The sequence below is a fragment of the Clostridium sp. AF27-5AA genome, from assembly GCF_003478415.1.
GTDB lineage: Bacteria > Bacillota > Clostridia > Lachnospirales > Lachnospiraceae > Otoolea > Otoolea fessa.
On the sequence record NZ_QUFH01000003.1, the window covers coordinates 39,590 to 52,398 of the forward strand.

11 protein-coding genes are annotated in these 12,809 nt (G+C 49.8%); 3 read left to right on the forward strand and 8 right to left on the reverse strand.

What is annotated here, in order from left to right; all coding sequences use genetic code 11:
- Nucleotides 1–7 precede the first annotated feature (7 nt).
- The 7 genes from DWY89_RS04415 to DWY89_RS04445 form a co-directional block, all read right to left on the reverse strand.
- Complete coding sequence (locus DWY89_RS04415) at nt 8–262, reverse strand: HPr family phosphocarrier protein (RefSeq protein WP_107001048.1); 255 nt, start codon at nt 260–262, stop codon at nt 8–10.
- Nucleotides 263–375: 113 nt separating this feature from the next.
- Nucleotides 376–1,332, reverse strand: a complete 957-nt coding sequence (gene whiA / locus DWY89_RS04420; protein WP_022359301.1) for a DNA-binding protein WhiA — start codon at nt 1,330–1,332, stop codon at nt 376–378.
- Nucleotides 1,333–1,348: 16 nt separating this feature from the next.
- Nucleotides 1,349–2,224 carry an RNase adapter RapZ gene (rapZ, locus tag DWY89_RS04425; RefSeq protein WP_022359300.1) on the reverse strand — a complete coding sequence of 292 codons (876 nt, stop codon included), beginning with the start codon at nt 2,222–2,224 and terminating at the stop codon, nt 1,349–1,351.
- Nucleotides 2,225–2,264: 40 nt separating this feature from the next.
- On the reverse strand, nt 2,265–3,179 hold the full coding sequence (murB, locus tag DWY89_RS04430) for a UDP-N-acetylmuramate dehydrogenase (RefSeq protein ID WP_118522556.1): 915 nt from the start codon (nt 3,177–3,179) through the stop codon (nt 2,265–2,267).
- Between the two features lie 96 nt (nt 3,180–3,275).
- Complete coding sequence (gene hprK / locus DWY89_RS04435) at nt 3,276–4,202, reverse strand: HPr(Ser) kinase/phosphatase (protein WP_022359298.1); 927 nt, start codon at nt 4,200–4,202, stop codon at nt 3,276–3,278.
- Nucleotides 4,203–4,242: 40 nt separating this feature from the next.
- Complete coding sequence (uvrC, locus tag DWY89_RS04440; protein WP_117795858.1) at nt 4,243–6,120, reverse strand: excinuclease ABC subunit UvrC; 1,878 nt, start codon at nt 6,118–6,120, stop codon at nt 4,243–4,245.
- 112 nt (nt 6,121–6,232) lie between these two features.
- On the reverse strand, nt 6,233–6,826 hold the full coding sequence (locus tag DWY89_RS04445) for a DUF1653 domain-containing protein (protein ID WP_118523230.1): 594 nt from the start codon (nt 6,824–6,826) through the stop codon (nt 6,233–6,235).
- A gap of 730 nt (nt 6,827–7,556) precedes the next feature.
- Between DWY89_RS04445 and DWY89_RS04455 the strand changes: the two genes are divergently transcribed.
- Nucleotides 7,557–9,035 (forward strand): DUF1846 domain-containing protein, encoded by a 1,479-nt coding sequence (locus DWY89_RS04455; RefSeq protein ID WP_022359314.1) that lies wholly within the window; start codon nt 7,557–7,559, stop codon nt 9,033–9,035.
- 273 nt (nt 9,036–9,308) lie between these two features.
- On the opposite strand, the gene ftsH is transcribed toward DWY89_RS04455, so the two are convergent.
- On the reverse strand, nt 9,309–11,441 hold the full coding sequence (gene ftsH, locus DWY89_RS04460; protein WP_118523232.1) for an ATP-dependent zinc metalloprotease FtsH: 2,133 nt from the start codon (nt 11,439–11,441) through the stop codon (nt 9,309–9,311).
- Nucleotides 11,442–11,999: 558 nt separating this feature from the next.
- Between ftsH and DWY89_RS04465 the strand changes: the two genes are divergently transcribed.
- Complete coding sequence (locus tag DWY89_RS04465; protein ID WP_118523233.1) at nt 12,000–12,503, forward strand: GNAT family N-acetyltransferase; 504 nt, start codon at nt 12,000–12,002, stop codon at nt 12,501–12,503.
- A gap of 58 nt (nt 12,504–12,561) precedes the next feature.
- On the forward strand, nt 12,562–12,801 hold the full coding sequence (locus tag DWY89_RS04470) for a hypothetical protein (protein ID WP_107001055.1): 240 nt from the start codon (nt 12,562–12,564) through the stop codon (nt 12,799–12,801).
- Nucleotides 12,802–12,809: the final 8 nt, after the last annotated feature.

Here is a 12,809-nt window from a genome sequence, read left to right on the forward strand (position 1 = left end):
TGGATTTCTACTGATTGCTCAGATATTTCTCAATTCCCTCGATCGCACTCTCCTCGTCGCTGCCATCAGCCGTTACCTTTACGTGCGCGCCCTCTGCCAGTCCCAGCGTCATCATGCCCATGATGCTCTTTGCATTGACGCGTTTTTCTTCACTTTCCACATAGATGCTGCTCTCATACTGGCTTGCCACCTGCACCAGCATCGCCGCAGGACGTGCCTCCAGACCTGAACTCAAACCAATTCTGATTTCCTTACTTGTCATAATATCCTCCTCATCGAGCCCCGCTCGAAAAAAACGGCAAAATCCGCTGCCACTACTGTATCGCACGGAATTTTCCATCCGGGAAATTCCTGCCTGTGAACAATAACCTAACTTTACTCGCCCCGCTCTTCGCGGAGGCTTTCAGCTACTGCACTTATCTTTCTGAGCCTGTGATTGACTCCCGATTTTCCAACTGGATGGCTCAGATTCTCCCCCAATTCCTTCAAGGTCGCATCCGGCATCTCCAGACGGACCTGTGCTACCTCTGAAAGAAGCTCCGGCAAGTAATCCAGCCCGACCGTATCACGGATGTATGTGATGTCCGCAAGCTGCTTGACTGCCGCCGAAACAGTCTTATTGATATTGGCAGTCTCGCAGTTGACCTGACGGTTGACGCTGTTTCGCATTTCTTTCAGGATCCGGATATTTTCCAGCTCCATCAATGCCACATGCGCTTCCATCAGCCCCAGAAGTTCCACAATCTGACTGCCTTCTTTTATATATACCACATAATACTTCTTTCTGACAACTATTTTCGCATCGATGTCGAATGTCAGAATCACATTCTGAAGCTGCACCGCCTTCTCAAGCGACGCGCATACGATCTCAAAATGATAAAATTTCTCCGGATCGCTTAAGGATCCGGCTGCCAGAAAAGCGCCCCGGATAAATGCCTTCTTGCAGCACGCATTCTGAATCACCAGATTCCGCACCACCGAAAGGTTTTCCCCGACATTTCCCTGCGCATCCACCATCTTGACCGCCTCCAGCACCCGGAGTGCATTTTCGTGATCGCGCACCAGAAGCGTATAAGAACGGCTCTTTTTTAAAAATGCATTGCGCCGGATCGAAATGTCCGCCTTAATATTAAATGTATTTTTCAATAATGTAAAGTATTTTCGTGCAACCGCTACGTTTTCCGTGTGGATCCGTATGCTGAAATGATCCTCTTCATCGATATGAATCTTGCCGCAAAGGCTCAAAATCGCCGCCAGCTCTGCAATCTGGCAGTGCCTCGCCTTGCTCAGCTGATGCGACAGCTCTTCCTTTACCCGGGCTGAAAATGACAAAGTCCTCTACCTCCGTTTACCCTTTTGTCCGGTTATCCATCTCTATGTCCCGATGTTCCAGTTTAAGCCCTATTTCCGAGTGCTCCTTGAGGCGCTCATAGAGCCGGTTCGCCACCGTAACTGAACGGTGCTTTCCACCGGTACATCCGACTGCTATGACAAGCTGATTCTTTCCTTCTTTTACATAGTACGGAAACAGGAAGTCAATCATGTCATAGAGTTTATCCAAAAATACGTCTGCCGTCCCGCCGCGGCGCACAAAGTCCTGCACCGCCTTCTCATTGCCGGTATGGCTTCTTAAATTCTCATCATAATAAGGATTCGGCAGAAAACGGACGTCAAACACGAGATCCGCGTCCGACGGAATCCCATATTTAAAGCCAAAGCTTAAGATCGTCACAAAGAGGCTGGAAAAGCGCTCGCGCCCCATGAAAATCCGTTCCAGTTCCGCCTTGAGCTCCCGCGTCAGAAGCGTGCTGGTGTCCAGAATATAGTCCGCCCGCTTTTTCAGGAAATCGAGTTTCAGGCGCTCTTTCGCAATACCGCGGTCCAGCCGCTCTTTTCCTGCCAGCGGATGGGAACGGCGCGTTTCCTTATATCGCTTGATCAGCACCTCATCGCTGGCATCCAGAAACAGGATCTCATACGGAAACTGGATGTTATTCCAATCATTCAGTGTTCCCTCCAGCTGTGCCAGCTCGTCGCCGCTGCGTACATCGATTCCCAACGCTGCACAGCTTACCTCCCCGCTGCTGCTCTGCACCAGCTCCGCAAATTTTCCTACCAGCGGGATCGGGAGATTGTCAACACAGTAAAATCCCATGTCCTCCAGCATTTTCAGTGCCGCCGTCTTTCCGGCTCCCGACATACCGGTTACGATCACAAGCCGCATATTGTTCCTCCCTTTTCCATACTCTATATATCTTAATATCTTAAAAGCCCAGCATCTTTACTTCCGTCTCCAGTTTCACCCCAAACTGCTCATACACGCGCTTCTGCACCGTCCCACACAGCCCCGCGATGTCCGAAGCCGTCGCATGGTCGCGGTTGATAACGAAACCACAGTGTTTCTCCGACACCTGTGCGCCGCCCTCCTGATAGCCGCGAAGTCCGGCATCTTCGATCAATTTTCCGGCGAAATAGCCCTCAGGGCGCTTAAAGGTGCTTCCGGCACTCGGATATTCCAGCGGCTGTTTTTCCCGCCGTTTGGCTGCCAGTTCATCCATCCGCACCCTGATCGCTTCCGGATCACCTTTCTCCAGACGGATCCGCGCCGATAAAACGATATATCCGCGCTCCGGGATGCAGCTGTGGCGGTAACCCAGATCCAGTTCTTCCGTTTTAAGCTCTTTTACCTCGCCGTCCGGCGTCATCACGCGCACAGATTCCAGCACATCCTTTAATTCTCCGCCGTAAGCGCCCGCATTCATGACCGCCGCGCCGCCCACGGTTCCAGGAATCCCGGCTGCAAACTCAAATCCGGTCATTCCATCTTTCTGCGCCTCCCTGGCGGCACGCGAAAGCAGCACACCGGCGCCCAGCTCGTAGACGCCCGGTTCGCCCTCCGGACGAACCACCTCTGTAAACTGGCTTCCCAGAAGGATCATCACGCCCGGATAGCCCGCATCACTGACAAGCAGATTGCTTCCATTTCCTAATATGTAATACGCTTTCTCTGCCTCCCGGCACGCCGCCAGCACTGCCGCCAGCTCTTTTTCGCCCTCCGGGGTCACAAAATAGCGGGCTGGTCCACCAGCCCGAAAGGTCGTATGTGCGCTCATCGGCTCCTGCTCCCGCACGGAAGCAGCGCCGATGGCATCACAAAGTTTCTGATAAAAATTAGACATATCTATTTTCCTTTATTCATTTCATAACGGCTCCATCCCTTGCAAGTCGGGATTTCCGCACTAAATCACACGAATCAGACTGCGTGAAGCGTTCCATTAATCTCTTCTTGCCAGGTTCGCCTGTACCCGCTTGTACAGTTCTTTCGCCGCATTATATCCCATCTTCTTGGTACGATAGTTGACTGCCGCCGACTCTACGATGATTGCCAGGTTACGTCCCGGACGGATCGGGATTGAATGGCATACAATCTTGTTGCCAAGGAACTCGGTATACTGATCTTCCATGCCAAGGCGGTCATACTCCTTGTCCTTATCCCACTCTTCCAGCTTGATTACCATGTCAATCGACTGTGTATCCTTTACGCTCTCTACACCGAACAGCGTCTTGACATCGATAATGCCGATACCGCGAAGCTCGATGAAATGACGGGTAATATCCGGTGCCGAACCGATCAGGGTTTCATCGCTGACGCGGCGGATCTCGACCACATCATCGCTGACGAGACGGTGACCGCGCTTAATCAGTTCCAGCGCTGCCTCACTCTTGCCGATACCGCTCTCGCCCATAATCAGGACACCCTCGCCAAATACATCGACCAGTACGCCGTGAATGCTGATCATCGGCGCCATCTTGACGTTCAGCCAGCGGATGATCTCCGCCATCAGATCCGAAGTCGTCTTCTCCGATACCATGCACGGAACCCCATAATGGTTACACAGCTCCAGCACTTCCTCCTCCGGTGCCATGCCGCGGCTATATACCAGACATGGTATACCCGAAGACAGCAGTTTGTCAAACATTTCCCGGCGGCGCTGCGGAGTCAGGGTCGAGATGTACGCATTTTCCACATAACCGATGATCTGCACACGGTCCTTGTCAAAATGGTCGAAAAATCCAGTCAGCTGCAATGCCGGACGGTTCACATCCGCATGCACCAGCATAACATTGTCCGTCTCCAGCTCCGGCGTCATATTGCGAAGCCCCATCTTATCGATCAGTTCTGTTATCGTCACTCCACCCATACTTTTGTCTCCTTTTATTTTTACTATTGTCTACATCCTATCACATCTTCCCCTGCTTGTCATCACGGAAAAATATATAGACTGCCTCAGCGGCTGCCCGGTTCATCTGTGGCGCAGCTTCCAGCTCCTCCACACTCGCCTCCCGGACTGCTTCGATTGTCTTGAACGTCCGCATCAGAGACTTACGGCGCGCTGGTCCGATGCCCTTGATATCATCCAGCACGGAGCGCACCTGCTCCTTGCCCCTAAGACTCCGGTGGTACTCGATCGCAAACCGGTGTGCCTCGTCCTGAATCCGGGTGATCAGCTGAAATCCTTCCGAATGGCGATCGATTGGAATTTCCACATTCTGATAATACAATCCCCTCGTCCGGTGGTTATCATCCTTTACCATGCCACAGACCGGGATTTCCAGCTGAAGCTCTCTTAATACCTCCAGCGCGATATTAACCTGTCCGCGTCCGCCATCCATCATCAGCAGATCTGGAAAACGCGTAAAACTTCCCATCGCCAGATCGCCGCCCTCGGCTTGCAGTTTCTTCGTCTCCTCCAGGCCATGGGAAAACCGCCGCAGCAGCACCTCGCGCATCGAAGCGTAGTCGTTCGGTCCCTGAACCGTCCGGATACGGAATTTGCGATAATCATTGCGTTTCGGACGTCCATTTTCGTAGACAATCATCGAACCGACCGACTCAAAACCGCTGATATTGGAAATATCGTAGGCTTCTACCCGCTTGATTCCCGAAAGCCCGATCCACGATCCAATCTGATTCATCGCCCCGATCGTCCGGAGCTCCTCGCGCTTGATCTTCTCCTTATCCTGGGAGAGCACCATCTTCGCATTCTTCTCCGCCAGCTCGACCAGCCGCTCTTTCTCGCCCATCTTTGGCACGACAAAGCGCACCTTCTGTCCCCGGCGCGCCGTCAGGAAGCTGGCGATAACCTCCGCGTCCTCTAACTCCTCCTGCACCCAGATCTCATGCGGCACAAACGGCGTTCCCGCGTAAAACTGTTTGACGAAGCTGTTTAAGATTTCTGCCTTGCTCTCCGAGCCGGTCAGATTCATATGGAAATGTTCCCGCCCAATAAGCTTGCCATCGCGCACGAAGAACACCTGCACAACCGCATCGCGCTCATCCTTCGCCATCGCGATAATATCCCGATCTTCCATGCTCTGACTCGTAATCTTCTGCTTCTGCGCCACCTTTCTGACACTGTCAAGCAGATCCCGGTACTCAATCGCCTTCTCAAACTCCATCGTCTCGGACGCCGTCCTCATCTTTTCTTCCAGATATTTCATGACCGGCTCATACTGTCCATTTAAAAACCCGACCGCCTGCTTCACCGATTTCTGATAATCTGCCTGTGAAATATACCCCTGACATGGCGCGTCGCACTGGTGAATATGGTAATAGAGGCATGGACGGTCCTTTCCCATATCCTGCGGCAGCTTCCGGCTGCACGCCCGGATCCGGTATATCTTCCGAATCAGCTCGATTGTGTCTTTGACTGCTCCCGCGCTCGTAAAAGGACCAAAATACTTATTTTTATCCTTTTTCATCTGGCGTGAAAACAAGATCCGCGGGTACTCCTCCGAAGCCGTCACCTTGATGTACGGGTACGTCTTGTCATCCTTGAGCATCGTATTGTAGCGTGGGCGGTGCTCTTTGATCAGGTTGCACTCCAGCACCAGCGCTTCCAGCTCCGAATCCGTCACGATATACTCAAAACGTGCTATCTTCGAGACCATCTGCTTGATCTTCGCCGTCTTATCCCGGCTGCTCTGGAAATATTGGCGGACTCGGTTTTTTAGGCTGATCGCCTTGCCGACATAGATGATCGCGTCCTTCGCATCGTGCATAATATAAACGCCCGGCTGCCCCGGCAGTTTTTTCAGTTCTTCTTCTATTTGAAACATCTCAAACCATCCTGTTTTGTAATCTGCTGCCACCACGTTTTCTTACGGCACTTTCGGTTCCAAAAGTGCCTACCCGTGAACAGTTACCCAGACTCTTATGCCAGACAGCCGCTCACTTTCCATACCGCAGGCGCGGTGCATCGTACCTCTGCTGCATCCGGATGCACTGACGGATCGCGTCCAGCTCTTCCTCCACGCTTCCACCGACCGGATTCATATCCAGACAGAAGCAGAGACTGTCGAGATCCCGCTTGTCCACCTTGCCGCTCATTCTCTGGAGCACTTCCAGCCTGCCCTCGGTCGTTTCCTGATCCAGAAATTCTGCCACAAGCGGATGCAGCTCCGGTTCCTCCTGCGGTGTGTCCCAGGAATGAGTGGCTGCGTCAGCCATTTTCGAACGGCGTACACCTTCATTTACGGCATGAGTCGTTCTGGTTGTCCTTATTTCCTGCTGTTTCGAATTTTCCCACGGACCCGCCGCAATCCGCTCAAACCGGTATCTCTGCGCCGCCTCCGGATATTTTACCCGATCTACCTCTTCCATAAACATAGAAAGCGGTCTAACCCAGACGCCATATTCTCCATAGAGCGCCTGATAGACAACCATCTTTTCCCCCGTTTCCGAGTGGGTTGCCACCGCCAGAATCTGATATTCTTTATTTTTAAAATGCCGGTACCGCTCGCCCGGCTTTGGAATTTCCCGCATGAATGCTGATACCTCCTTAAAACATCTCGCTACGTGTTCACATTATATCACGATTCGCATCTTCGATGCTTACCGCTGCTGACGCAACTATCGTGATCGCCATTCGCCATTCGCCGTTCGCCTTAAATCTGCAAGCAGCTTTCTGGCTCACTTGCGCTCATTATATCATAAGAACGTATTCTCACCCGTCCACTCACGAACCCGCGCTATCGCGCTCCACCGCCCTGCTTCGCATGGCTGTTCGTTCGTTAATGGCGCAAGAAAAGAATATGTCTGCTTCGCAGCCGCATTCTTTTCTTCTGCGCTCATTATATCACATTTTGTATGCTCTTTTCTGTTTTTTATCAATTTACATCCAGATTTTCTTTCCTCCATCCCCATCGCCTGTACACAAAAATTTTCGCCAGAAAATATTACATTTCCGAAAACCAAATCCGTCATTTTTCCGATTTTAAAATTTTTTTATTTTCCCTCTACTCAAATAGACTTTTTTGTAGGATAATAGTACTAATTGTGATTCTTTGCGGTCTGCTGTGCTGCGTTCATTTCACACAAAGAGCATCGACATAAACAACTGCGAATGGCAGTCTGTGCCGGACATGGACTGTGACCTGGCGGCGCAATCATCCATACAAACATATGATTTTCATCCCACCAGATAGAAACCGGAACCTGCCCCCACCGCGATACCGGTATTCTGTGCGGGACGAAACTAAGAACGGAGGATTAGATGAAAATCGGTTTTGACAACAACAAGTACCTGAAAATGCAGTCGGAACATATCCGTGAGCGTATCAACCAGTTCGGTGATAAGCTCTACCTCGAATTTGGCGGAAAACTGTTCGATGACTACCACGCATCCCGGGTTCTTCCGGGCTTTGCACCTGACAGCAAGCTACGGATGCTTCTGCAGTTAGCGGATCAGGCGGAGATCGTCATCGTCATCAGTGCTGCGGATATCGAGAAAAACAAAGTACGTTCCGACCTCGGCATTACTTACGACGTAGACGTACTCCGTCTGATTCAATCCTTTACCGACAAGGGACTCTATGTTGGAAGCGTTGTAATCACCCACTATTCCGGGCAGAACACTGCGGATGTCTTCAAACACAAGCTCGAATCCATGGGCATCAAGGTTTACCGCCACTACACCATCGACGGTTATCCGGGCAATGTTCCGCTGATCGTCAGCGATGAAGGTTATGGTAAAAATGATTACATTGAAACCAAACGTCCACTCGTTGTTGTCACCGCGCCGGGACCGGGAAGCGGAAAAATGGCAACCTGCCTTTCCCAGCTCTACCACGAGAACAAACGCGGCGTCAAGGCTGGATATGCCAAATTTGAGACCTTCCCGATCTGGAATATCCCGTTAAAGCACCCGGTCAACCTGGCATACGAGGCAGCGACCGCTGACTTAAACGATGTCAACATGATCGATCCGTTCCATCTGGAGGCTTATGGTGTGACAACGGTCAACTACAACCGTGACATCGAGATTTTCCCGGTTCTGAGCGCTATTTTCGAGGGAATCTACGGCGAGAACCCGTACAAATCCCCGACTGATATGGGCGTCAACATGGCAGGAAACTGCATCATTGACGACGAAGCCTGCTGCGAGGCATCCCGTCAGGAAATCCTGCGCCGCTACTATCAGGCATTAAACCGCGTTGTCAAAGAGGATGTCGGCAAAGAGGAAGTTTATAAGATCGAACTTCTGATGAAGCAGGCAAAACTGACCACCGATATGCGCAAGGTTGTTCCGGCTGCCCTGAAACGCGCCGAAGAAACCGGTGCTCCGGCTGCTGCCATCGAACTTCCGGACGGAACCATCGCTACCGGAAAGACAACCAACCTGCTCGGCGCTTCCGCTGCCCTGCTTCTGAATGCTGTCAAGGTACTTGGCAATATTCCGCACGATGAGCACCTGATCTCCCCGATCGCGATCGAGCCGATCCAGAAGCTGAAAGTCGAGTACCTCGGAAGCCGCAACCCGCGTCTCCACACCGATGAAGTTCTGATCGCGCTGTCCATGTGCGCCGCTACCAACAAACACGCACAGATCGCCCTGGAACAGCTCGAAAAACTGCGCGGCTGCCAGGTTCACACCTCCGTCATGCTGTCGGAGGTTGATATTAAGACCTTCAAACGTCTCGGCATCGAACTGACCTCCGAGCCAGTATATGAGCACAACCGCCTGTACCAGTAATTGATATAATCCTATATAAATAACGGCTGTATCTCAGCAAAACAGAACTCATAGATTTTTCGTAACTGTTCAGTGCCTTCACAGTCACGCGCAAAAATCCCATTGCCTACGGCAATGGGATTTTTGCCTGCTAGCCCATGTTTTCGTACGGTCAGCGCAGTAAATGCGCAGACCTACTGAACAGTTACGATTTTTCAATATATGAATTCACATTGCTGAAATACAGCCGTTCTATTTACTGTATAAATATTTCTTTTATGCTATACATCACTTTTATTTCCGGTCGAACGAGCTTCCACCGCGCATCTCATCCTCATTTGGACTCTCTGCTGCTACAGCTTCTGCCGATTCCGGTGTTTCGTCCGCCGGTGCTTCATCCGCCGGTTTTCCTTCCAGCTTCTGCTGGTTCTGTGAGTTTTCCGCGTTCGTTTCCTCCGCAGTCTTTACCGGCTGCACCTCATCGCCTGTCTTCGCAGCCTCCGGCATCTCAATCCGGTCCTCGCCTTCCTGTTTCTTTTCCTCCAGCTCCGGAATTCCCTTTACCTCATGGAAAATCTTCATGAACTCTTTACCGGTGATCGTCTCTTTCTCAATCAGGAACGCCGCAATCTTATCAAGCGCCTCGCGGTTTTCACTCAGCAGGCGTTTTGCCTCCTCATAAGAAACCTTCAGAATATGCATGACTTCCTTGTCAATCTCTGCCGCTGTCATATCACTGCAATTCAGGACGGTTCTCCCGTTCAGGTACTGATTTTCCTGGCTTTCCAGTCCCATCAGACCGAACTTCTTGGACATACCGTACTGGGTTACCATCGCACGCGCGATCCGGGTTGCTTTTTCAATATCATTTGACGCACCTGTCGTTACCGTATCAAAAACGATCTCCTCAGCCGCACGTCCGCCTAAAAATCCGACCAGCATCGCGCGGATTTCCTTCTCAGTATTTAAGTACTTCTCTTCCTCCGGCACCTGCATGACATAGCCGAGCGCACCCATGGTACGCGGCACAATCGTGATCTTCTGTACCGGCTCCGAATCCTTCTGCAGGGCGCTGACCAGCGCATGACCAACCTCATGATACGAAACAATCCGGCGCTCTTCCTGGCTCAGGATGCGGTCTTTCTTCTCTTTGCCAACCAGAACCAGCTCAACTGCCTCAAATAAATCCTTCTGGGAAACGGCTTTCCTGCCATTCTTAACGGCTGTGATCGCCGCCTCATTCATCATATTGGCAAGATCCGCACCTACAGCGCCGGATGTCGCCAGCGCGATCTCCTCGAAATCAACCGTCTCATCCAGTTTTACATCCTTGGAATGTACCTTTAAAATCTGCACACGCCCCTTTAAATCCGGCTTATCCACGATAATCCGGCGGTCAAAACGTCCCGGACGAAGCAGCGCCGGATCCAGAATCTCCGGGCGGTTCGTCGCCGCCATGACTAAAAGACCCTTGGAGGAATCAAATCCATCCATCTCCGAAAGGAGCTGGTTTAACGTCTGCTCACGTTCATCGTTGCCGCCCAGACGCGAATCTCGGCTTTTACCGATCGCATCCACCTCATCGATGAAAATGATACACGGAGCCGACTGCTGCGCCTGCTTGAACAGGTCACGCACACGGGATGCGCCGACGCCGACAAACATTTCCACAAAATCCGAACCGGACAGAGAGAAAAACGGAACCTTCGCTTCTCCAGCTACTGCCTTGGCAAGAAGTGTTTTACCGGTTCCTGGCGGTCCGACTAACAGCGCACCCTTTGGCAGTTTCGCACCAATCTTCGTATATTTTCCCGGGTTATGCAGGAAATCAACAATCTCCGTCAGAGACTCCTTCGCCTCATCCTCGCCTGCCACATCCTTGAACGTAACGCCGGTTTCTTTCTGTACATATACTTTGGCATTGCTCTTGCCGACACCCATGATGCCGCCTCCTCCGCCCATGCGCTTCATCATCATATTGAAAATGACGAACATCGCTGCAATCGGAAGCACCCACTCGAGCAGAAGCATGATAATACTGCCTGTCGCGTCCACTTCTGCCTGTTCATAGGTCGTAACACCAGCTTCATCCAGCTTCTTTTCCAAATCCGGATCGTTGATCGGAATCGTGTAGTACTCCATTCCTACCAGATTTCCATATTTTCCCTGGCTGCCGCCATATTTCTTCGAATCTTCCTTCGGCGTGATCTGAATCTTTCCATTGCCAATCACAACCGATTCTACCTCGTGATCCTTAAGCATCTGATTAAACTCGCTGTACGGCATCTTATGCGTGCGGCTGCCTTGCCAGAGGTTGTGCATCATCGCCACGCAGAGAAGCGTAAACAGCATCGTCATGATCAGCACTGCATAATTCTGACCGCGGGGATTTTTTCCATTTTTATTCTGGTTTCCCTTATTATCCATACACTTTCTCCATTCTGTATCACTGTACATCCAGAATCTGCCACATCAGGTTACTCAAAAGCCCCTCTAAATCTGCCGCATCTGCTTCTCATCCGGCTTCATGCCCGCTTTTCTTCCCCATCAGCGCGCAAATTTCTGCGTACTCTTATCCATTATAGTGGCAGATTGCCTATAAATCAAGAAGTGAAAATATTAAAAACTTGTGAACTCCTTATAAAATATAGGTGTTTTCTCTGCATATATGAAATGCCATCAAAATCATCCGCTGTGTATCTCTTCCCGATACAGTTACCTCGTCACAGTTATTCGAAAAATTGCTTTTTAAAAAGTCCCTATTTACATTTGTGTGTCTGATGTATCAACAGTATAATGATACATTTCACGAATTGCGTATGCAATTAGAAAATCAAGTAGTCCAAATTCCATAAAATGAAATTTTAGGGCAAATTACAGACATTGGCTTGGCTGTAGTATTTTTAAACAACGTGTGTTAGACTACTGTTATACAAATCGGGATTGACCGAACTCTTTGAGAAAAATAGGAGGAAGCAGCTTTTTATGTTGTACTTAAAATCAGCTAATTTGGAAGATATTGAAAAGGAATACGAATTTATTACTAATACCCCTTCCAATGAAAATGGATTTACGAATTTTGCGTCTGGATGTTCAAGAAAGGAATTTGAAATAAAAATATTACCTGGTTATATTAATGCTGAAAAGGGAATTGATCTGGCTGATGGATGGATTCCAGAAACGGATTTTTTCTTATGGGATGATGAGAAAATAGTAGGATTATTTCGCGTGCGTCATTACCTTACTCCTGCACTTGCAAACGGAGGAGGCCATATAGGATATGGAATAAAGAAAGAATTCAGAGGCAAGGGATACGCCTCGGAAGGGTTGAGATTGACAATCGAAAAAGCCTGGCACATTATTAAAGAAGACGAAATATATATGTCTGTTCATAGGGATAATATGGCATCTTTACGTGTGCAGATTAAAAATGGGGCCTATATTCATCACCAAGATGAAAAAGAGTTTTATACCAGAATAAAACGATAAATTCCCGTTTATTGGGAAGTCACAGAGAACGAAAAATCGGAATTTGGAGGTGATTTAAATGGAAAACAAAATTGTAGGTGCTATTTTCTGTTTCATGTCAGCAGTTTTAATTTCTGCACGATATATTTCTGCTGCGATATTTATGAGTGGAGTAGCTTCGTGGAATGCCACTTTATTTGCAGCAGGTCTTGAATATGTAGGTCCTTTTTTAGCAATAGCGGCTGGTATTGCGTTTATTATTGGAATCCTGTTTCTGGGATATGGGCTGTATCAGGATATTAAAAAGATAAAGAAGTAGAACAATTC

Coding starts and splice junctions, on each gene's coding strand:
- DWY89_RS04415 (WP_107001048.1), bottom strand. CDS start 262: ATGACAAGTAAGGAAATCAGAATTGGTTTGAGTTCAGGTCTGGAGGCA.
- rapZ (WP_022359300.1), bottom strand. CDS start 2,224: ATGCGGCTTGTGATCGTAACCGGTATGTCGGGAGCCGGAAAGACGGCG.
- murB (WP_118522556.1), bottom strand. CDS start 3,179: ATGTCTAATTTTTATCAGAAACTTTGTGATGCCATCGGCGCTGCTTCC.
- hprK (WP_022359298.1), bottom strand. CDS start 4,202: ATGGGTGGAGTGACGATAACAGAACTGATCGATAAGATGGGGCTTCGC.
- uvrC (WP_117795858.1), bottom strand. CDS start 6,120: ATGTTTCAAATAGAAGAAGAACTGAAAAAACTGCCGGGGCAGCCGGGC.
- DWY89_RS04445 (WP_118523230.1), bottom strand. CDS start 6,826: ATGCGGGAAATTCCAAAGCCGGGCGAGCGGTACCGGCATTTTAAAAAT.
- DWY89_RS04455 (WP_022359314.1), top strand. CDS start 7,557: ATGAAAATCGGTTTTGACAACAACAAGTACCTGAAAATGCAGTCGGAA.
- ftsH (WP_118523232.1), bottom strand. CDS start 11,441: ATGGATAATAAGGGAAACCAGAATAAAAATGGAAAAAATCCCCGCGGT.
- DWY89_RS04465 (WP_118523233.1), top strand. CDS start 12,000: ATGTTGTACTTAAAATCAGCTAATTTGGAAGATATTGAAAAGGAATAC.
- DWY89_RS04470 (WP_107001055.1), top strand. CDS start 12,562: ATGGAAAACAAAATTGTAGGTGCTATTTTCTGTTTCATGTCAGCAGTT.